This window comes from Telluribacter humicola, assembly GCF_017355935.1.
Lineage (GTDB): Bacteria > Bacteroidota > Bacteroidia > Cytophagales > Spirosomataceae > Telluribacter > Telluribacter humicola.
The window spans coordinates 114,666-136,790 of record NZ_JAFIQT010000001.1; the positions used below are offsets into that span (position 1 = coordinate 114,666).

General features: G+C 49.8%; 20 protein-coding genes. 11 read left to right on the plus strand and 9 right to left on the minus strand.

Going from position 1 to position 22,125, the window contains the following annotated elements; genetic code table 11:
- The first annotated feature begins 15 nt into the window (after positions 1–15).
- The 6 genes from JUB14_RS00500 (at position 16) to JUB14_RS00525 (ending at position 9,230) form a co-directional block, all read left to right on the plus strand.
- Positions 16–1,335 (plus strand): beta-helix domain-containing protein, encoded by a 1,320-nt coding sequence (locus tag JUB14_RS00500; protein WP_207503501.1) that lies wholly within the window; start codon positions 16–18, stop codon positions 1,333–1,335.
- A 368-nt stretch (positions 1,336–1,703) separates the two neighbouring features.
- Complete coding sequence (gene rseP, locus JUB14_RS00505) at positions 1,704–3,020, plus strand: RIP metalloprotease RseP (protein ID WP_207503503.1); 1,317 nt, start codon at positions 1,704–1,706, stop codon at positions 3,018–3,020.
- An 89-nt stretch (positions 3,021–3,109) separates the two neighbouring features.
- The gene (locus JUB14_RS00510) at positions 3,110–3,610 is read left to right on the plus strand and encodes a DUF6702 family protein (protein WP_207503505.1); all 501 of its coding nucleotides are present in this window, start codon (positions 3,110–3,112) and stop codon (positions 3,608–3,610) included.
- A 146-nt stretch (positions 3,611–3,756) separates the two neighbouring features.
- On the plus strand, positions 3,757–6,273 hold the full coding sequence (gene lon / locus JUB14_RS00515; protein ID WP_229367460.1) for an endopeptidase La: 2,517 nt from the start codon (positions 3,757–3,759) through the stop codon (positions 6,271–6,273).
- 116 nt (positions 6,274–6,389) lie between these two features.
- Complete coding sequence (locus JUB14_RS00520; protein WP_207503507.1) at positions 6,390–7,898, plus strand: tagaturonate reductase; 1,509 nt, start codon at positions 6,390–6,392, stop codon at positions 7,896–7,898.
- A 138-nt stretch (positions 7,899–8,036) separates the two neighbouring features.
- Positions 8,037–9,230, plus strand: a complete 1,194-nt coding sequence (locus tag JUB14_RS00525; protein WP_207503509.1) for a DUF748 domain-containing protein — start codon at positions 8,037–8,039, stop codon at positions 9,228–9,230.
- A 95-nt stretch (positions 9,231–9,325) separates the two neighbouring features.
- Here JUB14_RS00525 and JUB14_RS00530 read toward each other — a convergent pair whose 3' ends face one another.
- The 6 genes from JUB14_RS00530 to JUB14_RS00555 all read right to left on the minus strand — a co-directional run bounded on the left by JUB14_RS00530 (position 9,326) and on the right by JUB14_RS00555 (position 15,988).
- Entirely contained in the window at positions 9,326–9,994 is a 669-nt protein-coding gene (locus tag JUB14_RS00530; protein ID WP_207503511.1) for a bifunctional 4-hydroxy-2-oxoglutarate aldolase/2-dehydro-3-deoxy-phosphogluconate aldolase, read from the minus strand.
- Positions 9,995–10,025: 31 nt separating this feature from the next.
- A complete protein-coding gene (locus JUB14_RS00535; protein WP_207503513.1) occupies positions 10,026–11,024 on the minus strand; it encodes a sugar kinase in 999 nt (332 codons plus the stop codon).
- Positions 11,025–11,103: 79 nt separating this feature from the next.
- The gene (locus JUB14_RS00540) at positions 11,104–12,465 is read right to left on the minus strand and encodes an MFS transporter (protein ID WP_207503515.1); all 1,362 of its coding nucleotides are present in this window, start codon (positions 12,463–12,465) and stop codon (positions 11,104–11,106) included.
- Between the two features lie 170 nt (positions 12,466–12,635).
- Positions 12,636–14,069: a glucuronate isomerase gene (uxaC, locus tag JUB14_RS00545; RefSeq protein ID WP_207503517.1), complete on the minus strand. Its 1,434-nt coding sequence runs from the start codon at positions 14,067–14,069 to the stop codon at positions 12,636–12,638.
- A 43-nt stretch (positions 14,070–14,112) separates the two neighbouring features.
- Positions 14,113–15,306 (minus strand): mannonate dehydratase, encoded by a 1,194-nt coding sequence (gene uxuA / locus JUB14_RS00550; RefSeq protein ID WP_207503519.1) that lies wholly within the window; start codon positions 15,304–15,306, stop codon positions 14,113–14,115.
- A 73-nt stretch (positions 15,307–15,379) separates the two neighbouring features.
- Positions 15,380–15,988, minus strand: a complete 609-nt coding sequence (locus JUB14_RS00555; protein ID WP_207503522.1) for an RNA polymerase sigma-70 factor — start codon at positions 15,986–15,988, stop codon at positions 15,380–15,382.
- 281 nt (positions 15,989–16,269) lie between these two features.
- On the opposite strand from JUB14_RS00555, the gene JUB14_RS00560 reads away from it, so the two are divergent.
- Positions 16,270–17,298 carry a LacI family DNA-binding transcriptional regulator gene (locus JUB14_RS00560; RefSeq protein ID WP_207503524.1) on the plus strand — a complete coding sequence of 343 codons (1,029 nt, stop codon included), beginning with the start codon at positions 16,270–16,272 and terminating at the stop codon, positions 17,296–17,298.
- Here JUB14_RS00560 and JUB14_RS00565 read toward each other — a convergent pair.
- Positions 17,291–18,568 (minus strand): DUF349 domain-containing protein, encoded by a 1,278-nt coding sequence (locus JUB14_RS00565; RefSeq protein ID WP_207503525.1) that lies wholly within the window; start codon positions 18,566–18,568, stop codon positions 17,291–17,293. The two genes, JUB14_RS00560 and JUB14_RS00565, sit on opposite strands and share 8 nt — an antisense overlap.
- A gap of 72 nt (positions 18,569–18,640) precedes the next feature.
- Here JUB14_RS00565 and ettA point away from each other — a divergent pair, with 72 nt between their 5' ends.
- The 4 genes from ettA to JUB14_RS28065 are packed head-to-tail and all read left to right on the plus strand — an operon-like array spanning position 18,641 to position 20,916.
- Positions 18,641–20,308, plus strand: coding sequence for an energy-dependent translational throttle protein EttA (gene ettA, locus JUB14_RS00570; protein WP_207503527.1), 1,668 nt, complete (start codon positions 18,641–18,643; stop codon positions 20,306–20,308).
- Between the two features lie 49 nt (positions 20,309–20,357).
- Positions 20,358–20,588, plus strand: a complete 231-nt coding sequence (locus JUB14_RS00575) for a DUF433 domain-containing protein (protein ID WP_207503529.1) — start codon at positions 20,358–20,360, stop codon at positions 20,586–20,588.
- Positions 20,585–20,740, plus strand: a complete 156-nt coding sequence (locus tag JUB14_RS28060) for a DUF5615 family PIN-like protein (RefSeq protein ID WP_207503531.1) — start codon at positions 20,585–20,587, stop codon at positions 20,738–20,740. The genes JUB14_RS00575 and JUB14_RS28060 overlap by 4 nt, the downstream gene beginning before the upstream one ends.
- The gene (locus JUB14_RS28065; RefSeq protein ID WP_374757801.1) at positions 20,737–20,916 is read left to right on the plus strand and encodes a DUF5615 family PIN-like protein; all 180 of its coding nucleotides are present in this window, start codon (positions 20,737–20,739) and stop codon (positions 20,914–20,916) included. Before JUB14_RS28060 ends, JUB14_RS28065 begins: the two co-directional genes overlap by 4 nt.
- A gap of 70 nt (positions 20,917–20,986) precedes the next feature.
- Here the strand turns inward: JUB14_RS28065 and JUB14_RS00585 are convergent, their stop codons facing one another.
- Both JUB14_RS00585 and JUB14_RS00590 read right to left on the minus strand, forming a co-directional pair.
- Positions 20,987–21,664 carry a TolB-like translocation protein gene (locus JUB14_RS00585; RefSeq protein ID WP_207503532.1) on the minus strand — a complete coding sequence of 226 codons (678 nt, stop codon included), beginning with the start codon at positions 21,662–21,664 and terminating at the stop codon, positions 20,987–20,989.
- Positions 21,573–22,106 carry a hypothetical protein gene (locus JUB14_RS00590; RefSeq protein WP_207503534.1) on the minus strand — a complete coding sequence of 178 codons (534 nt, stop codon included), beginning with the start codon at positions 22,104–22,106 and terminating at the stop codon, positions 21,573–21,575. The genes JUB14_RS00585 and JUB14_RS00590 overlap by 92 nt, the downstream gene beginning before the upstream one ends.
- Positions 22,107–22,125: the final 19 nt, after the last annotated feature.

The following is a 22,125-nucleotide window of genomic DNA, read 5'->3' on the forward strand; positions in this document are numbered from 1 at the left end:
AAAAACAAAAATCGCATGAAAAACGTAGGAAAACTGTTAAACCTGTTGCTAGTGGGAATGCTCATGACTGCATTCGTCGCATGTAATAATACGGATGATGATGATGATGATATTGAAGTGCCACCGGTAGGAGGTACCAATACCGTCACAGGTAAAATTACCCAGAATACAACCTGGACTGCCAACAACAAGTACGTTCTGAATGGTTTTGTGTACGTTGAGAATGGTGCTACCCTGACCATCGAGCCGGGTACTATCATCAAAGGTGACAAGGCTACCAAAGGCTCTCTGATCATCAAGCCAGGTGCCAAGATCATCGCCAACGGTACTGTTGAGAAGCCTATCGTATTTACTTCAAACCAGCCTAAGGGCCAGCGTGCTGCCGGTGACTGGGGAGGATTGGTTATCCTGGGTAATGCTCCGGTTAACAAAACCCCGGCTGTAATCGAAGGAGAAAACCTTTCTACTTTCGGTGGTACTAACGCCGCTGATAACTCAGGTAGCCTGAAGTACGTTCGTATCGAGTTTGCCGGTATCGCCTTCGAAACCGACAAAGAGATCAACGGTCTTACTTTCGGTGGTGTAGGTAGCGGTACTACTGTGGACTTCGTACAGGTTTCGTACAGTGGCGACGATGCGTACGAGTGGTTTGGTGGTACTGTTAATGCCAAGCACCTGATCTCGTACCGTACACTTGATGATGACTTCGATACTGACAACGGTTATAGCGGTAACGTACAGTTTGGCTATATCCTGCGTGATCCCAAAGTAGCTGACCAGGCTGGTGACTCTAATACGTTTGAGTCGGACAACGATGCCGGTGGATCAGAAGCTACTCCTAAGACCAGTGCTAAGTTTGCTAACATCACTTCTACCATTGCGGCTGGTGACCTGGATTCTAAGTACCGTTCAGCGATGCGAATTCGTCGCAGCAGCGAAATCTCCATCTATAACAGCATATTCGCAGGAGCTTTCCCAACCGGTATCGAGCTGCAGGATAAAGTAGCTGATAACTACAAAGCTGGTAAGATGAACATTCAGGGTGTAGGTATCCAGGGGGCTGTGACTCCTATGAAAGGTGTAGATACTACCATGTTCAACACTACGGCTCACAAAAACAAAGTATATACCAGCGTAGCCGAACTGCTGCTGCCTGCTGCTTACAACTCTATCTCAGCTCGTCCAAGCGCCGTTCCTCAGGCTGGATCACCTCTGATGGGTAATGGTGTAACCCTGCCTGCCGGATTTGAAACTACTACCTACGTAGGTGCTTTCGGAGCTACTGACTGGACTCAGGGCTGGGCTAACTTCGATCCTCAGAATACTGATTATTAATAGTATAAAGATCTCTAAGTAAACATCTTATATTGGTGTCAGATTGTCAAAAGGCCGGGGGCATTGCTCCCGGTCTTTTTTGTATGTGATGTTCACTCCCGCCCGGGGCGTACGTCAGAGAAGGCAGCTCAGCTGAAAAAGCAGTCCATTACCGCTGGTGTAGAATATCAGTAACCTTTACCTACGAAATCAGGGCTTTTGCGTAACTTTACCGATTGGATTTACGTTCTTTGATGGGAAGTCTTCTAAAAATATATTTAGAGCTTCAAAAACGTAAACTCTTACTAATTAACGGAGGTAACGGGCAGGAGCCGGCGAATAGTTGCCGTTATGCTTTTACCTGCAATTTACTTTTTATAAAAAACTGAATGGAAGTATTGATTATGGCCGGACAGCTCATTCTGGGCTTGTCCATACTAGTAGGCTTACATGAGTTAGGGCACCTGGTGGCCGCCAAGATGTTCGGAATGAAGGTGGAGAAGTACTTTATAGGCTTTCCGCCCAAGGTGTGGAGCATTCAGCGGGGCGAAACAGAGTATGGTTTAGGAGCAGTACCCCTCGGAGGTTTTGTAAAGATATCCGGGATGATCGATGAATCACTGGATACTGATCAGATGAGCGCGGAGCCCCAGCCGTATGAATTCCGGGCCAAGCCGGCCTGGCAGCGGCTGATCGTTATGCTGGGTGGTATTATTGTCAATGTCATTGTAGGTATTATCATCTTTATTGCCATCGCCTATAGCAACGGAAACAGATTTCTGTCCAAGGAAGAAGTAAACAAGAATGGTATCGTAGCGGGAGAGCTGGCCCAGGAGATCGGCCTTCAGACCGGTGATAAGATCGTCAAAGTAAATGGTAAAGACTTTAAGGATTTCAGCGATGCCGTTGGGTCGGATGTGTTTCTGGGCAGTGGCAGCTACTATACCGTTCAGCGCAACGGTAATCTGGTAGATATAGATATCCCAAATGATTTTATTGAAAAACTGTCTGAGCCGGAAGCAAGAGGTACGTTTATACGCCCTGCCGAGCCTTTTGTGGTAGGAGAGGTAGCCGCCGGTTATCCGGCTGAAGAAGCGGGTCTGCAAGCGGAGGATCGTATTGTAGCCATCAACGGCAAACCTGTAACTTTCTTTCACCAGCTTCAGCAATCGCTGGATTCGCTGAAAGGCAAGACAGCTACCCTGACTGTTCAGCGTGGCGGGCAGAACGTAACACTTACCTCCAAAGTAACTCCCGAAGGAACGCTTGGTTTCCAGGCTAAGAGCCTGCTCAACTACACTGTTGTAGATTATACGCTCGGCCAGGCGATGGTCGTAGGTACCAAAGAGGCCTTCGGTGTCGTTTATAATAATATCAAAGGCTTCGGCAAGATATTCCGTGGCGAAGTATCTGCCTCTAAGGCCATCAGCGGTCCTATTGGTATTGCCCGGATGTTTGGTGGAGTGTGGGACTGGGGCCGCTTCTGGTTCCTGACGGGCCTCCTGTCGATGGTACTGGCCTTTATGAACGCTCTGCCTATACCGGCTCTTGACGGCGGACACTCGGTTATACTACTTTATGAAATGGTATCAGGTCGTAAGCCTTCGGACCGTTTCCTCGAAAACGCCCAGAAGGTAGGTATGGTACTCTTGCTGGGACTGATGGCTTTCGCTATATTCAACGACGTCTTTAAGGCAGTTTTCTAAGATATTACACGTATTAGTGCCTACGACAGCCCACGCTACTTGGAGAGAGCGCGGGCTGTCGTAGGCTTATCTTACAGGCTGTAAAAGCTATGACGAAAAGAGTAACTACATGGTTGGCTTTGGGAGTACTGGTGTTATTCATAGCAGCCAGGGCTATTCATGAATACCACGTGAGCGTCACGCAGATGCAGTATAACCCCGCTCAGAAGGCCCTCGAGATTAGCATCCGGGTATTTACGGATGACCTTGAGAAGGCGCTGTCGGTAGAAAATAGCAACCGCCGCTTCGTGGTAAACAATACTGACCAAAATGACCCCTTCGTAGAAAAGTACCTGCGAAAGAGTTTTGTACTGATGGATGCAAAGCAGCAGGTGCGTAACTTTCAGTACGTTGGGAAAGAGCAGGAAGCGGATGCCACCTGGATTTATCTGGAAGTACCTGCTGCGGGTAGCCTGGAAGGGTGGGCGCTACAGAACAATTTGCTGATGGATGTGTTCAGTGACCAAATGAATATGCTGAACCTAAAGCTGCCTACTGGCAAAAAAACGATTTTATTCAAGAAAGGACAGTCGCTGCACCCGCTCCAGTAGTCAACATGGATAACTTGTCAGTAGTAAGGCAGGTAGTTGGCAAATGGATGTGTGGTATGGCTATTTTATCATTAGTATACCCCTCTTGATAATTATATTTTATTGTAAATTGGGAAAAGAATCTCTGTCAGCCTGACAGAATGCCTATGAAGTTTGAAAATTCTGATCTATACAGTCGGATATTGATGTCTGACACCGACCTTGATAGCCTTGAAATTGTACCCCTGGGTGGGCCCGAAGGCTCCGATGAGCCGTTTGATGTCCCCGAGGAGCTCCCCATATTGCCAATCCGCCAGACCGTACTATTTCCGGGAATGGTCATTCCTGTTACCGTAGTGCGGCAGAAAGCAATACGGCTGGTGAAGAAGATCTACCGTAATTCGGATGTGAACTCCCGGATCATGGGTGCGGTTACGCAGGCCAAGCCTTTAAAAGAAGATCCCTCCGCGGATGATCTTTATAAGGTAGGTACAGTAGCGCATATTCTGAAAATGATCACCCTGCCCGATGGCAATGTGACCATAATCGTACAGGGACGGCAGCGTTTCCAGATCAAGAGTATCATACGCGAAGAGCCTTATATTACGGCTAAAGTGGAAGCCATTGAAGATTCTTTCGCGAATCCAAATCGCAAGGAGTCGAAAGCCTTGCTGCAGTCATTACGCGATGGCGCCCACCGGATCATGCGACTGAACCCTGAAATACCTCAGGAAGCTCGTATTGCGCTGGATAATATTGAAAGTCCCGTTTTTCTGATCCATTTCTTATCTTCCAATATCAATGTGGAGGTTGCCGATAAACAGCGGCTTCTGGAAGAGACCAATGGGCAAAAGCAGGCCAATCTGCTGCTGCAGTACATGATGCGCGAGATTGAAATGCTCGAACTGAAGCGGGAGATACAGACCAAAGCCAGTTCGGACATTGACCAGCAGCAGCGTGACTACTTCCTGCGTCAGCAGATCAAGGTACTGCACGATGAGCTGGGAATCGATAGCCCGGAGCGTGATATGGATGAGCTGCGCATTAGGGGAAGCCAGAAAACCTGGCCCGCTCCGGTACGTCAGCATTTTGAGAAGGAGCTAAGTAAGCTTCAGCGTGTAAATCCCATGGCTCCGGAGTACCCGGTTACGCTCAACTACCTCGAAGTTATGGTAGATCTGCCCTGGAACCAATACACCAAGGATAACTTTGATCTGGTGCGGGCGCAGAAAATACTTGATGCCGATCACTTCGGTCTGGAGAAGGTAAAAGAGCGGATCATTGAGTACCTGGCGGTACTGAAGCTCAAAAACAATATGAAGGCGCCTATCCTGTGCCTCTACGGGCCTCCGGGTGTAGGTAAGACCTCGCTAGGCAAATCCATAGCTAAGGCTCTCAACAGAGAATATATTAGGATGGCGCTGGGTGGTGTGCACGATGAGGCCGAAATACGGGGCCACCGTAAGACCTACATTGGAGCCATGCCTGGTAAGGTTATTCAAAATATTAAGAAAGTAGGTTCTTCGAATCCGGTTTTTATTCTGGACGAAATAGATAAAGTAAGCTCTGACTTCCGGGGTGATCCGGCTTCGGCCTTGCTGGAAGTACTGGACCCCGAGCAGAACTCGTCGTTTACGGATAACTACCTGGAGGTGGAGTATGACTTGTCAAAGGTACTTTTCGTAGCGACTGCCAACTCACTAGAGACCATTCACCCCGCCCTGCGCGACCGGATGGAGATCATCGAGATGACAGGCTATACGATTGAGGAGAAGCTTCAGATCGCTAAAAAGTATCTGGTACCTAAGCAGCGTAAAGAACACGGTCTGAAGTCGACTGACGTAAGGGTAGAAGACAAAGCCCTGCTCCGCATTGTAGAAGGCTACACCCGTGAGTCAGGTGTGCGTATGCTCGAGCAGAAAGTAGGCGCTCTGATCCGTAAAATAGCCAAGGCCATTGCGATGGAGCAGGACTATCCTAAGGTCATCAAAGAAGACCACGTAGAAAAACTGCTGGGTGCCGAAATATTTGATAAAGACCTGTATCAGGATAACGATATAGCCGGTGTGGTAACGGGCCTGGCTTGGACATCGGTAGGGGGTGAGATCCTCTTCATTGAGTCAAGCCTTAGCCGTGGTAAAGGTGGCCTGACACTTTCCGGGCAACTGGGAGATGTAATGAAGGAATCGGCTATCACGGCCCTTTCGTACCTCAAGGCACACTCGGATGACTTTGATATAGATTACCGCATCTTTAACAACTACGACCTGCACGTACACGTACCGGCCGGTGCAGTACCTAAGGACGGTCCTTCGGCGGGTATTACCATGCTGACTTCGGTAGCGTCTATCTTTACGCAGCGTCGTGTGAAGCCTTTTGTGGCCATGACGGGTGAGATTACCCTGCGAGGAAAGGTACTGCCGGTAGGAGGCATTAAGGAGAAGATCCTGGCGGCCCGTCGGGCTGGCGTAAAGGAGCTTATCCTGTGTGTCAAAAACCGTAAAGACGTAGAGGAAGTACATCCTGATTATATCAAGGATCTGCAATTTCACTACGTTGATACCGTTGATGAGGTACTGGCGGTAGCTCTGCTACCCGAGAAGGTGTCAAACCCGATTAAGTTTATACTACCCGAAGAAAGAAAAGAAACGGAGGATAGTATGATCAAGGTTAACGTGGTTTAAGAAATACAATTTTATAAAAGCGGAACGGCGTGCTATCAGGTACGCCGTTCTGCTTTTAGTAAGGGTTAAGCCAGAGAAAGTGCGTCAGGAACTATGAACACTTTTACCAGAATACTATGACGCGCCTTACACCCCAGCTACTGATACAAAAGCCTGAACTATGCCCTGATGCCGAGCGACTACTGGCTTTACCCGAAAAGATAGTGCAGTTTGGTACCGGAGTACTACTACGGGGCTTACCCGATTACTTTGTGAACAAGGCCAACCAGCAGGGCATCTTCAACGGACGCATTGTGGTGGTCAAATCCACGGATCGGGGTGGGGTAGATGCCTTCGCTGATCAGGAAAATATCTACACCCAGTGCATCAGAGGTATCGAGGGAGGAGCTCCGGTCCAGGAGGATATCGTCAATACCTCCATCAGCCGTACGCTTTCGGCCCGTACTGAGTGGCCCACTATACTTGAATGTGCCCGTAACGCCGATATCCAGATTATCATTTCCAATACAACCGAAGTAGGTATTCAACTCACGGATGATGATCTGATGGCTTCGCCGCCCGCTTCCTTCCCGGGTAAACTCACCGCTTTTCTTTGGGAGCGTTTTAATGCCTTTGCCGGCTCGCCCGAGAGCGGTATGGTCATAGTACCTACCGAGCTGGTACCTGATAATGGTCCTAAGCTACGCGAGATCGTGCTCGAACAGGCGCGCCGCCATGCACTGGGAGAGGCATTTGCTACGTGGGTGGAGGAGCATAACCAGTTCTGCAGCTCCCTGGTCGATCGTATTGTGCCCGGTCAGCCCGATGAGGCTACCCTGACCGAACTGACGGAGAAGCTTGGCTATCAGGACGACCTGCTCATTATGTCAGAAGTATACCGCCTGTGGGCTATCGAAGGCGACGCTCAAGTACGCTCTGTACTGAGCTTTGCTGAGGCCGACAAGGGCGTAATCATTGAGCCTAATATAGATCTGTACCGTGAGCTGAAGCTACGCCTGCTGAACGGTACCCATACTCTGTGCGTAGGCCTGTGCTATCTGGCCGGACTGGATACCGTCAGAGAAAGCATGGAGACTCCAGAAACCGAACGCTTCATATCAGAGCTGATGCTGGACGAGCTGGCTCCGGCTATTCCGTATGAGGTAGATTTGGGTCGGGCCCGGCAGTTTGGCGGGGAGGTACTCGATCGGTTCCGCAACCCATTCATCCGTCACCAGCTTATTGATATTACGGTCCAGTATACCGCTAAGATGCGGATGCGTAACATCCCGACTCTGCTGAACCATTATAGTCAGCAGAGCGAAATACCTGTACGTATAGCCCAGGGGTTTGCCGCTTATCTGCAATTTATGAAGGCCGTTGAAACTACCGAAGGCAAGTACTACGGCCTGCGTGATGGTGTAAAATATCCTATTCGCTGCGACTCGGCCGACTATTTCTATAAAGCATGGCAGCAGCACGGTACTGATTCGGCTAAGCTGGTAGAGGTAGTACTATCAGATAGCCAACTATGGGGGAGCGATCTGACGGCCCTGGCGGGCTTCAGGGAGGCTGTTACTGAATATATTCAGTTTATAAATGCAAACGGAGCTAAATCACTTTTGACCAACGAAGTACCTTCTTAAGTACCTCCATGAACAGACTGTGGAGTAGGTAGTAGTTTCGATCTGCTCCACTGGCATACTTTTTTATCAAGGCTTTCTTATGTAATCTTCTCCTACATTGTGGGAGAAGATTTTTTTAACTAAACACATCAGAAAACTTTGAGAAAGTCTGTCAAGATATTGCTGGGATTGGTAGTCTTACTGATCATAGCCCGGCTTTTGCTTCCCTACTTTGTCGTTCGCTACGTCAATAAGGTACTCGCAGATATGGATGGGTATACAGGTCGTATTGAGGATGTAAACATATCCCTTTTACGCGGAGCCTACCAGATTGAGGGTATGAATATTCAAAAAGTAAATGGCCAGGTAAAGGAGCCGTTTATCCAGATCCCTTTAACTGACTTATCTGTTGAGTGGGATGCTATCTGGAAAGGAAAGCTGGTAGGTGAAGTAATAACCTATAACGGCGAAATAAACTTTGCTTTCAGTGAGGACGAAGGCTCTAGTCAAACGGGGGTTGAAAATGACTGGACCCAGGTTGTAAAAGATCTCATGCCAATCGAAATCAACCGCTTCGCCATTGTAGATGGCCAGATTGACCTGACCAACGTAATCAGTCAGCCCGGTACTGATCTGTCCATGAAAAACTTCCAGCTTCAGATCGAAAACATCCGGAATGTAGAGGAGAAGGGGGCACGTCTGCCATCGCCGGTGAAGGCATCCGGTGATCTGCAGGGGTACGGAGGATCGCTGGACTTCAAGGCGGATATGAATCTGTTGAAACAGACGCCTGACTTTGACTATCAGCTCAATTTTGACAAGGTACAGCTGGTGGAGCTTAATAAGCTGGCCCGGGAGTACGCGGATATTGACTTTGAGAAAGGTACAATCAGCATCTACAGCGAGTTGGCGATGTACGATGGAAAGCTGGAAGGCTACGTAAAGCCTCTCACCAAAGATATGCAGATATTTAAGCTGAAGGAGGAGAACAACAAAGAAGAAAAACGAGGCGTCGGAGGATTTATTAAAGAGCTTCTGGCGGAGGGAGGAAAAGAGGTACTGGAGAATCAGAAAAAGGACCAGGTTGCTACCAACATACCTCTACAAGGTGATGTAAGTAACGTCGAGACCAGTATCTGGCCCATACTTGGAGGTATGGTCCGAAATGCCTACATAGAGGCCTTTAAGGCGGAATTTGATAACTCAGTTCAGTTCTCGGATCTTTTTAGCTCATCATCGAATGAAACTAAGGGTAGTTCTAATGCTACCAATAAGGCAAATGATAGAAAGCAGCGCCGGGAGGAAAGAAAGCAGGAGCGAAAGCAGAGGAGAGAAGAACGGAAAAAAGACTAACAGCATCCAGAGCATCTTCCGCCTGAAGTTATAAATAGAAAGAGCTATGGTCGTCAAGGCCATAGCTCTTTTTTAGCTCTATATGTTTAGTGGCTCTAAGATCTGAGCTCCTTTACAATACCGATACACTCAGCGACTTTATTTGTAATCCAGGTGTAGTTGTCACTGGCCAGTACATCCTTTGGAAACAGGTGAGATCCAAGTCCTACACAGTAGGCGCCAGCTCCTATCCACTCCTGCAGGCTTTCCCGAGTTGGCTGTACGCCTCCGGTTACCATCATGCGCAGGTGAGGCATTGGGCCTCTTGCAGCCTTTACAAAGCCTGTTCCTACTACTTCACCCGGAAATACTTTTACCACCTCAGCACCGGCCTGCTGAGCCTGAAAGATCTCTGTCAGCGTAGCTATACCCGGCAACCAGGGGATACCAGCCTCCGAGCATACTTTTCCAACCTCGGGATTCATGAAAGGAGCCACCACAAAATCAGCACCGGCATCAATGAATTTGCGAGCTATATCAGCGTCATAAATAGTACCAATGCCAAGAGCCATACCGGGGAGTTCTTCCTGAACATACTTCAGAAGCTCTACAAAGGTATCGTAGGCGTTTTCACCACGGTTGGTAAATTCAAATACGCGGGCACCGCCGTCGTAGCACGCTTTCAGAACCTCTTTGACAAGACCTGAATCAGCGTGATAGAAAAGGGGAACAACGCCCACCTCCTTCAGAAGAGTAATAATTGTATCTTTATCAATAGATGCCATTGTATATATGTTAACCGGTCAGGTACTGGTTTTATCGTTTAATGCGTCCCGAGGTGTCCCCCTGACGGATAGCCTCTACTTCTGCTTCGGTAGATACCAGAGCATCCCCTTCGATCGTATGCTTCAGAGCCGAAGCCGCTACACCAAATTCCAGTGCGCGCTGCTCATCATTGAATGTTAGCAATCCGTGGATGAGTCCCGCTATGAATGCGTCGCCACCGCCTACGCGGTCTATAATAGGGTTGATCTCGATATCTTCGGTTTCCAGTACCTTTTCACCATTCCACATAGAGGCCCGCAACAGGTTATGACTGGCACTAAGGGAGGTACGGTGGGTATCTACCACCCGGCTTACCTGCGGAAAAGCATTATGAAGACGCAGACACGACTCCTCAAAAGTAGCTCCCGGCTCTATGCCAAAAATATCTTTAAATATAAACGGACTACCAATCACCAGATCGGTACCGGCTGTCAACTCAGGGAGTATATCCGAAGGCTTTTTGCCGTACTTCCATAGGTTGGAGCGGTAAAATATATCGCCGGACACGGTCAATCCACGTCGGCGGGCTGCCTTGATGCCGTCCAGGCAGGCGTCGGCTGCGGCCTGTGACAGTGCCGGGGTTATGCCTGCCCAGTGAAACCACGTAGCATCTTTGAGGATGTGGTCCCAGTCTATTTCAGCTGGATTGATCTCCGCAAAAGACGAAAATTGCCGGTCGTAAACGATCTGGCTGGGACGCATGGCCACACCGGTTTCCAGAAAATACACGGCAATACGATTACCGCCGTAAATCATGTGGGAAGTATCAACGCCGTGAAAGCGCAGGTACTGAGCCGCTGCCCGCCCAACCGGGCTGTCCGGGAAGCGGGTAACGTGGGCAGTCGAGTGGCCCCAGTACGCTAGTGCGGAGGCTACGTTGGCCTCGCCGCCGGCGTAAGTAACATTGAACTGCTGAGCCTGTTCGAAGCGGGCAAATCCGGGCGTACTGAGCCGCATGAGTACCTCGCCAAAAGTAATGATCTGAGCCATTGGGTTACGTTAGTCGTAAATACAAAAAGAACTAATCTTCTGACCTGGCCAGAAAATTAGTTCTTTCTATCAAACAATTCTATTCTACTCTCTTAATGGGTTCCAGGCGGGGCATGATCAGCTGGATGATACCGAGCGCGATCAGATAAGCTACCGACGCAAAGATGAATAAGGGCAGGTATCCAACATAGGCTACTACAATACCCGTTACAATTCCGAAAAGGGTACCTCCGATAGCCCCGGCCATACCTCCGATACCGGTAGCCGAAGCAACCATGCTCTTAGGGAACAGGTCCGAGCCAAAGGTATACAGGTTAGCCGACCAGCCCTGGTGAGCCGAAGCTGCCAGCGATATCAGGGCGATCGCCACATAGATATTGCTCGTAATAGATGCAAAGAATGTAGGTACTACGCAGAGGGCGCAGATGAGCATAGTAGTCTTGCGGGCTTTGTTGAGTGACCAGCCCATCTGCATGAACTTGGTACTGAGCCAGCCAAAGAATACGCTTCCCACATCCGATACCAGATAAATCACCAGGAACGGAATACCGACTGTTTTCAGGTCGAGCTTTTGATCCAGGGCCTCGTTGGAGTTGAAGAAGTCTGGCAACCAGAAAAGATAAAACCACCATATAGGGTCAGCCAGAAACTTACCTACCATCAGCGCCCAGGTCTGTCGGTAGCTTAGCATCTTGATCCAGGGGATTTTCTCCTGGGCTTGCTCCTCAGAAGCGTCACTATTGATATAAGCCAACTCTTCTTTAGTGAGGTTTTTGTTCTCCTCGGGCTTACTGTACAGGATCCACCAGAACAGCAGCAAAAAAGCCCCCAGCGCTCCTGTAATCAGGAACGAAGCCCGCCAGCCGTAGGTCAGCGTCATATAGGGAATAGCCAGGGCAGTCAGAATAACTCCAATATTGGTACCGGCGTTGAAGATACCGTTGGCCAGAGAGCGTTCCTTCTTAGGAAACCACTCAGCAACGGTCTTAATAGCTGCCGGGAAGTTGGAGGCTTCACCAAGACCTAGTAGTCCCCGCATGAAACGCAGGCCCATCAGCGAACCAACAAAGGCAGTACCAATACCAGCTACACTCCAGATAAATATACCTAATGAGTAACCTTTCTTGGTACCGATCCGGTCGATCAGCCAGCCGATCAGGATAAAGCCTAAGGCATACATAAGCTTAAAAGCCCCGTCAACATAGCCCATCTGTACCTTAAACTGCGCATTGGCAGCCTCAGTAAGGGGCTGATTGCTTGCCAGACCCAGCATATCCCTTTTAAAATTATCATCAATAATAGTAAAAGACAGTACCGTACGGTCCACGTAATTTACAACCGTAGCAAAAAAGAGGAGCGCTACGATACGCCAGCGGTAGTTTCCGGCGGGCTTGGGGACCTGTGAGGCCGCAACGGGGGGAATGACAGGCTTGGTAATCATGTGGAATTAAAGTATAAAGGTTGTAAACTCACTACGAGAAGCTGGCTGAGCCGCTGTGTAGTTTATTCGGGTTTAGTGTCAGCAACGCAGGCAGCCTGGCTGCCTGCATTGTATATAATGAGTACTTGTGTAAGTGCGTATTCTCTTTATAAGGAGTATAGGGTAAACACCTACCCTCTAAATCCAAAGTAATTCTTGGCGTTGTTGTAGCTGATATCCTGTACCAGCTTACCTAGCCAGGGAAGATCATTAGGCAGCTCTCCGTTCTCTACGTCATTACCGATGAGGTTACACAGGATGCGGCGGAAGTACTCGTGACGTGGGTAAGAGAGGAAGCTGCGCGAGTCAGTCAGCATACCTACAAACCGGCTCAGCAAGCCCATGTTTGACAGGGCGTTCATCTGTCGCTCCATACCGTCCTTCTGATCCAGGAACCACCAGCCCGAGCCAAACTGAATCTTACCCGCTACACTACCATCGTTGAAGTTACCGATCATGGTAGCGATGATTTCGTTGTCTGAGGGGTTAAGGTTGTACAGGATGGTCTTGGCAAGTTCGTCGCTGGAATCGAGGCGGTCGAGGAAGCGGGTCAGGGCCTGAGCCTGGCTGAAATCGCCGATAGAATCCCAGCCGGTGTCGGGACCAAGCTGGCGCATCATGCGCGAGTTGTTGTTACGCAGAGCGCCCAGGTGGTACTGCTGGGTCCAGCCGGCGGCAGCATCCCACTGAGCCAGCCAGTACAGCATCGCCGACTTGAACATCAGTGACTCAGTCGGGGTAGGTACATCACCAGCCAGTACCTTCGCGAAGGTAGCGGCTACGGTAGCCTCATCGAAGTCAGCGGCATATACCTGCTCCAGACCGTGGTCGGAGAGGCGGCAGCCCATCGAAGCAAAGTAGGCATGGCGGCTACGCAGCGCCTGCAGGTACTCGTTCAATGATCCTATCTCCTGTCCCGTCGCCACCGATAGTTTGGTCACGTAGTCAACAAAAGCCTTAGGCTGGTCGATGAGCAGCATCGATTTGTCAGGACGGAAGGTAGGCAGTACCTGTATATCAAATTCTTCATTCCGGAGTTGCTGGTGCGCCTGCAGGGCATCCACCGGATCATCCGTAGTACATACCACCTTTACATTCATCCGGCGCAGCAGATTACGAACGCTGTACTCAGGCAGTTTCAGCTTGGCTGAACATTCTTCGTATATATCGCGAGCGGTATCTTTATTGAGCAGTACATCTATATCAAAGTAGCGCAGCAGCTCCAGGTGCGTCCAGTGGTACAATGGGTTACGCATGGTATAGGGTACCGTCTCCGCCCATTTCTCAAATTTTTCCCAGTCGCTGGCATCACCGGTGCAGTAGCGCTCATTGACGCCGTTGGTACGCATGGCGCGCCACTTGTAGTGGTCGCCGTACAGCCACACCTGCGTCAGGTTTTCAAACTGAGTATCTTCGGCTATCTGCTCAGGTGAAAGGTGGCAGTGATAGTCAATAATCGGCATGTTCTTGGCATACTGGTGGTAAAGATGCCGGGCGGTTTCGGTGCGAAGCAGGAAATCTTCAGTAACAAAGGTTTTCTGTGCGGTATGTTGAATGACAAACATCGAAATTTGATTTTAATCGTTCCTACTACTATGTACGTGGTGGCTATAAGATGCCAGATCTTTCTATTCCCATTTCCAAACCTCTTAATTCAGCCAGTCCACGCAGGCGGCCAATGGCCGTGTAGCCAGGGTTAATTTTCTTGACCGAGTTGAGGTCGTCAAGCATACGGTGACCGTGGTCGGGGCGGAAGGGCATCCTGAGGTCGCTTCTGCCACTGCTTTGCCGACGTTTCTGCTCCGTCAGGAGTGCTTTCATCACTCCGAACATATCTACGTCTCCCGTCAGGTGGTCGGCTTCGTAAAAGCTGCCGTCCGGTTCGCGGCGGGTCGCCCGCAGGTGTACAAAATGAATTCGGTCGCCAAGACGCTCTACCATACCTACCAGGTCGTTGTCGGCGCGTACGCCGTAAGAGCCTGTACAGAAGCATATACCATTAGCAGGTATATCGCAAGCCTGCAGGAGCTGCCGGGCATCCTGCTCGGTACTTACTACCCGGGGGAGTCCCATGATCGGGTACGGAGGATCATCAGGGTGAATAGAGAGCCGTACCCCCGCTTCGGCGGCGGCCGGGGCTATCTCCTGTACGAACAGGTACAGGTGCTCGCGCAGTTTGGCGTCATCTATATCCTTATACGTATCCAGTACATTCCGAAACTCTTCAATGGTGAAGCTCTCTTCTGAGCCGGGTAGTCCGGCTATGATGTTGCGGGTAAGCTTATGTACCTCCTCGTCGGTAGCGGCATCCAGCCACTGACGGGCCTTCTGCTTCTGCTCATCGCTATAATCCTGCTCGGCGCCTTTGCGTTGCAGTATATACAGTTCAAAGGCCGCAAAGTGCGTAGCATCAAAGCGCAGACCCGTAGAACCATCGGCCATGGGAGCGTCCAGGTCGGTGCGGGTCCAGTCCAGTATGGGCATGAAGTTGTAGCATACGGTATCGATGCCGCTCCGTCCCAGATTGTACAGGGTCTGCTTGTAGTTATCTATGTATTCTTTGAAGCGTCCGGTGCGGGTTTTGATGGCTTCGTGTACAGGTACACTTTCTACCACCGACCAGCTGAGTCCGGCCTCTTCTATAGTTGTTTTACGCTTTTGTATTTCTTCTTCGCTCCACACTACGCCATTGGGCAGGTGATGAAGCGCTGATACGATACCTGTAGCACCGGCCTGTCGTATATCCGAAAGAGACACGGGATCATTGGGGCCAAACCAGCGCCAGGTTTGTTCGAGAGCCATTCTGTAATGTAGTTCAATAAGTAAAAAATAGATTCACAAAAAGAGGACGAAAGATCCGTCTCTTTACCCGCACTTAAGCCACCAGTCGATTTTCGGGTACGCGCTCACGCAGTACCTTCAGCGCACGGCCCATCTGGGTTTCTACGGTCTTAACCGAGATCTGCAGGCGCTCGGCGATTTCGCGGTAACGCAGGCCTTCCTCGCGGCTCAGTCTGAATATGACCTGGCACTGGCGTGGTAACTCACTGATGCAGCCTTCAACCCGGTCATAGAACTCATTGAATGCTATTTCCTCAATAGGAGTGTAGTGGTCGGCGTGGGCCATATTCCACTGTACTGAGTCCAGTGAGTCTCGCTCACGGCAACGATACGACCGTAGCTTCAGATAGTCAAGAGCCTGGTTACGTACAGCACGGTACATATAAGCCTCAAATGAGGTATGTACCTCTATCTGCTCCCGGTTTTTCCACAGTTTCACAAATACATCCGATACTACCTCTTCGGCAATTTCCCGTACTACTACTACGCGCATCGCATAGGTACACAGGCTGCGGTAATGGCGCGTAAATAACTCACGGAATGCAATGTAATCGCCCTCCCGAACGACTTTCCCGAAAAGTACCTCCATACCACCTGACCGGCGCGAGGTAAAAGAAGCTGAAGTAACAGCAGTGATTTCCATGGTAACTGTGTGAGGTAAGGAATAGTAATTTTTTACGAAAACGATTGAATGGCTCGGGTAGATTATAGAGTATAATCTTACTGAGATTACACAGAGTACCGTTGATATGCAAAAAAACTTCTTGAAAAAAAGCAAGAAATCTACGCAACCGTTCCCGGAACCGTTCCCGGAAGACCGTCTTTTTCCGGGAAATTTTATAATTTTCGATATATTGCGGAGAAACGAGTGTGCAGACGAAGCAAAGGATGTTTTGAAATAATTGCATTATTCAAATAATATACATGGGAAAGGCCTCCGTAACCATCAAGGAAATTGCGCGTGAGTTGAATGTGTCCAAATCGACGGTGTCCAGAGCACTACGGGACAGTTCGGAAATAAGCGAGGAGACCAAGCAACGGGTACTGGAGCTGGCCCGGCAACTCAACTATTCGCCTAACCCCATTGCGCTCAGCCTGTTGAAGAACCGTACGCATACCATCGGGATCATAGTACCTGATATCGCCAATGCGTTCTTTTCGTCGGCTATCGCGGGGGTAGAGGATGTAGCGTACAGCCGGGGGTACCATGTGATGATCTACCAGAGCCACGAATCGTACGAGCGGGAGTTGATAGATGCACGACACATCGCTACCCGACGGGCGGATGGGTTGGTTGTTTCGCTTGCCAGCAGTTCAGAGCGCTATGATCACTTTCGGGAACTTCAGGAGCAGGACATTCCGGTTGTTTTTTTTGACCGGGTTACGGATGCCATCACTACCCATAAGGTACTGGTAGATGACTACAAGGGTGCTTTTGAGGCCACTGAGCATCTGATTCAGCGGGGATGCCAGCGTATTGCTCATATAGCCGGACCTCCCAAGCTGTCCATTAGCCGCAACCGGTTCAACGGCTACAAGGATGCTATGGACAAGTACGGAATTGCCATGCGGGATGAATGGGTCGTATCCAGCGAGTACAACCAGGCCGGAGGTACCGAGCGGGCCTACCAGCTGATGGCGCTGCGGGAGCGGCCGGATGCTATATTTGCCGCTTCGGACCGGATTGCGCTGGGGGTACACTGGGCCTTGCGCCAGCTAGGGTACCGTATGCCCGCAGATGTAGCGCTTATTGGTTTCTCGGATCTGGCGATTTCGTCGTTGCTGGACCCGCCGCTGAGTTCGGTAGCGCAGCCTTCGTTTGAGATAGGGCAGCAGGCCGCCGAGCTGCTGCTGGAACTGATTGAAAGCAGAAACACCCCAGTCTCTTTCGAAACCAGGGTGCTCAAGACAAAACTTATGATACGTAAATCCTCAATGAAAGAGATTAGCTGAGAGAGTCCAATCTCTTCTGGAACTCGCGCAGGATACGATCTTTCATTGCTACTTTACGCTTCTGAATATTCAGCTTACCCAGTAGTTGCTTATCCTGGTCCTCGTTGCCAGTCAGCATACTTTCGGTACTCTGTGTAGCCAGCTCGAGATCGCTTCGCTCCCGCTTTACCAGCCACTCCATCTCCCGGATCTGGGTACGTAGCTGCTCTTCTTCGCTTTTCAGTTCAAAAGCCGGGTACTTGCGGTGGATCACCCGAGCCAGGTAGCTCAATTCAAATATTTTATCGCAGGTAGAGCGGAATTTCTCGGCCATGTCCTTGTCCACCAGCTTGAAAGGAATCTTGATATCCTTCCACTTGCTCAGTAGTACTTTGGCCTGCTCTGCCGCTACTACTATGTTTTCATTTTTAAGGAGTGACTCCGCCTGCGTGAGCAGCTTCTGCTGTTCGAGCACGCGAGGGTCTACTTTTACCTTCGGCTCAATACCCTTGGCGGTGTTGTAGCGGTCGTAAAACAGCTTGAGGAAGTGTCGGTAGGCTTTATTGATCTTAAAGAATTTCTTGGGAGGTACTTCACCTATAGTATTCCAGGCCTGACGTATGTCGCGGGCCTTCTGATACGAACCATCGAGGTCATTCCCCCAGTTGAGTTGCTTGGTCTGCTTGATAAGTCGCTCGTAGGCGTCGATCCGTTCCTGAATCACGCGGTTCTGCTCGGCAAAGAAATCGCGACGGCGCTGGAAGAAATCATCAAGTACCCCCTGAAAAGCAGTTTCCACTTCTTCCTGGTACTCTTTGTCGACTGGGCCCGTCCGTATCCACTTGGCCTTTACCTCCTGGATCTCGTCCGTCGCATTTTGCCAGTCTTCAATGGCAGCGGCAGTTTTGGCATCCTCGATAAGGGCGCGTTTGATCTCAAGATTTTTTAGCTGGTTGGAGTGGATCAGGTCTGTCAGGTAGGACTCTGCTTTGTCCAGGCGCTCGAGCAAAGGAATAAAGTCACCGATTGCATCAAAGCCAATCAGTTTACGACGTAGCTGCATCAGTTTGGTCAGGTATGATCCTTTGTTCTGAGCCTCAGCTACTTCCTCTTCCAGTTGGGCCACCTTACTTTCGGCAATCGTGAAACGATTCTTAAAGTAATCAATGGCTTCCTGTTCTGTGCGCTTCACTTCGCCAATCTGCCGATCGGGGTACTCAAGGTATCCCTTTAAAAATACTTTGCCGTCTTTGACGTAACCGTATTCATCCATTAATGTGGCATTTTCCATTATTTCACTTTTTATCTGCTTTACTGTAAGGGTTTATTTGATGATATTTGCCAAGCACAAATTAACTAAAAAATGAGTAACGAAACCATTATTTTCTCGATGGCGGGAGTTAGTAAAATAATTCCGCCTAATAGACACATCATAAAAAACATCTATCTATCCTTTTTTTACGGTGCCAAGATCGGTGTTTTAGGTCTGAACGGATCCGGGAAATCTACTCTGTTGCGTATTATAGCGGGTATTGACAAGGATTTTCAGGGCGAGGTAGTATTCTCACCCAACTACTCCGTCGGTATGCTTGAGCAGGAGCCAAAATTAGATCCCACAAAAACTGTGCGAGAGGTAGTAGAGGAAGGGGTGCAGGAAATCGTAAACCTACTAAAAGAGTTTGATGAAATCAATGAGGCCTTCGGTGATCCGGATGCGGATTTTGACAAACTACTGGCTCGTCAGGGTGAAGTACAGGAAAAACTGGATGTTACCGACGCCTGGAACCTGGACAATCGCCTGGAAGTAGCCATGGATGCGCTACGCTGTCCACCCCCGGATGCTACTGTGGGTAATCTGTCGGGGGGAGAGAAGCGCCGCGTGGCCCTGTGCCGCCTGCTGCTGCGCCAGCCCGACGTACTGCTACTCGATGAGCCTACCAACCACCTCGACGCTGAGTCGGTACTGTGGCTGGAAGAGCACCTGCGTCAGTACAAGGGTACCGTTATTGCCGTAACGCACGACCGTTACTTCCTCGATAACGTAGCCGGCTGGATTCTGGAACTGGACCGTGGAGAAGGTATCCCCTGGAAAGGCAACTATTCATCCTGGCTGGAACAAAAGCAGGACCGCCTGAAGAAAGAAGAAAAGCAGGAGTCGAAGCGTCAGAAAACCCTGCAGCGTGAGCTGGAGTGGGTAAAGATGGCACCCAAAGCCCGTCAGGCTAAATCTAAAGCACGCTTAGGTGCATACGAAAAGCTACTGAGTGAAGAAGGACGGGAGAAGGAAGAGAGACTGGAGATCTTTATCCCGGCCGGTCCGCGCCTGGGTAGCAAAGTAATTGAAGCTCACGATGTGTCCATGGCCTTCGGTGATAAGCTGCTGTTCGAAGACCTGAGCTTTGCGCTGCCGCCTGCCGGTATCGTCGGTATTATCGGGCCTAACGGTGCCGGTAAAACAACGCTCTTCAAACTCATCACCGGGCAGGCCAGCCCACTAAAAGGTCACTTTGATGTAGGCGAAACCGTGCAGTGGTCGTACGTAGATCAGGAGCACGACAACCTGGACCCTAACAAGACCGTATTCCAGACTATCTCTGATGGGAACGAGTGGGTGATGCTGGGTGGAAAGCAGGTGAATGCCCGTGCCTACGTGAGCCGCTTCAACTTTGCCGGAGCTGATCAGGAAAAGAAAGTAGGTAACCTATCAGGGGGAGAGCGTAACCGTGTACACCTGGCTCTGATGCTCAAAGAGGGCGGTAACCTGCTGCTGCTTGATGAGCCTACCAACGACCTGGACGTAAATACCCTGCGGGCGCTGGAAGAAGGTCTGGAAAACTTTGCCGGCTGTGCGGTAGTCATCTCCCACGACCGCTGGTTCCTTGACCGAGTAGCCACGCACATCCTGGCTTTCGAAGGTGAATCGCAGGTATACTGGTTTGAGGGCAACTTCTCCGAGTACGAAGAAAACCGCCGCAAGCGCCTCGGTACCGATGCCACGCCTACCCGGATCAAGTACAAGAAGCTGGCGTAGGGCAATTATGAGTTGATAGGTAATTAGCCGGAAGCTAAACAGAAGATAGATGTATATTTTCAAAAACATAATAACGCTGGAAGAAGGAAAGCGTAGCGGTAAACCCTGTATAAGGGGAATGCGCATAACCGTTGAGGATATACTCCGCTGGTTAGCTTCCGGAATGACTACTGAGGATATATTGGAAGACTTTCCAGAGCTTACCAGAGAGGATATTCTGGTAGCACTTGAATTCTCAGCGCTACTTCAGCGCCGTACGTTTTTTGATGTTGCGGCATGAAGTTGTTGGTAGACCAAAATATTTCTCACCGGTTGTTAGGAAAAGTAGAGAATTTCTCTGCTACGTTAACACATGTTAAGGATGAAGGGCTTGTAGACGCCAGCGACCATACTATATTTATGTATGCGCGCATGGATTTGATGCCGGGATAACACTAGATGATGACTTTGTGCGGCTACTAAATGCCTATTCTGCTCCTCCAAAAGTAGTATGGATACGTACAGGTAATTGTTCTACCGCATACTTGGCGGATTTGCTTTTGGATAAAGCAACTGTAATCAAAGAGTTTGTAGAGAGTCCAGATTTTATTCTTTACGAGCTGTTTTGAGTACTGGTATTGATAAAGATAACAGCGGCAGCCCATCAGGCTGCCGCTGTTGCTTTGTACCCCAATAGTATTACTGACCGTACGGAATTTCTTCGACCTTTAGAAAGCCTACTGCATACAGATCAAAGCCGCCTTTGCCGCCGGGGCGATTGGAGGAGAAGATTCCTACGTGGTAGTCAAAGTTACTTCGGTCGCGGAGCGTGACAGGGCGGTATTCATCGTAGGTAGTATTGATGCGGTTGCCCATGTTAACCGGTTGTTTCCACTGGCTATTCTCCCGCGTCGAATAATAAATATCAAAACCTCCGTACCCGCCAGATCGATCAGACACAAAATACATCACATTGTCATTGCTCCATTTTCCCGGCAGATATGATCCTGGGAGGTGAGGGCACTTATCATCGGCGGGGGAGGAGAGACGCGTATTTTTAGTAACCGGCAGAAGCTTGTCCGATAGCAGCGTTTGCAGGAGCTGTTTTTTGTCAGTGGGTACGGCTACTTCAAAAATGTCGAAATTGCCGTCGCGGTTGGAGCAGAAGTACACGGTCGAGAAGTCGCTCGAGAAGGTAGGGTAGGCGTCGTCCTTGTAGCTGTTGAGCCAGCTTACTTCAAAGGGGCCTTCGGCCTTCGTCTTATCGTTAAAGTTATGGACAAACTTAATTTGCAGATCCCCCCTTGCTGTCGTCGGCGTAGAGTAGCAGGTGCTTTCCTTTCTCGTAGATGCTCGGGTTAGTAAGTTCCTGCTCATACAGGGTATACATCACCGGGCCCAGCACGTTGCAGTCCTGATTGGCCTTCTCTATTAGCCTTTCGTAGTAATACTCATCCTGGGCAAGTTGGCCCCAGCCAGAGTGTACTATGCGAGCCGTAAGTTGTCTGGTATCATCATACGCCAGCGCAAGAGGCTTAAGTACCAGGTTAAACTTATCCCTGCGGTCACGCTTTGACGAAAAAAGGAGGTAGTCATGGCCATACCGGTTCCTGGGTAGGTCTGAGTTGTAATCATCCGTATCCGAGTTAATAACGTCCAGGTTAACGGGTGTCGCCTGAAATTTTCCATGGCGCTTGTTGAAGATGGAACCCGGACAGGAGCTCAGGCCTATCATAAGGCCCAAACACAGGGAGAAGATCAGGAGGCGATTCATGACAGGGGAGTAGTGGTTCTTACCAAATATAAGGAGTAGTGTCATCAGTCCAACCCTCCTTCAT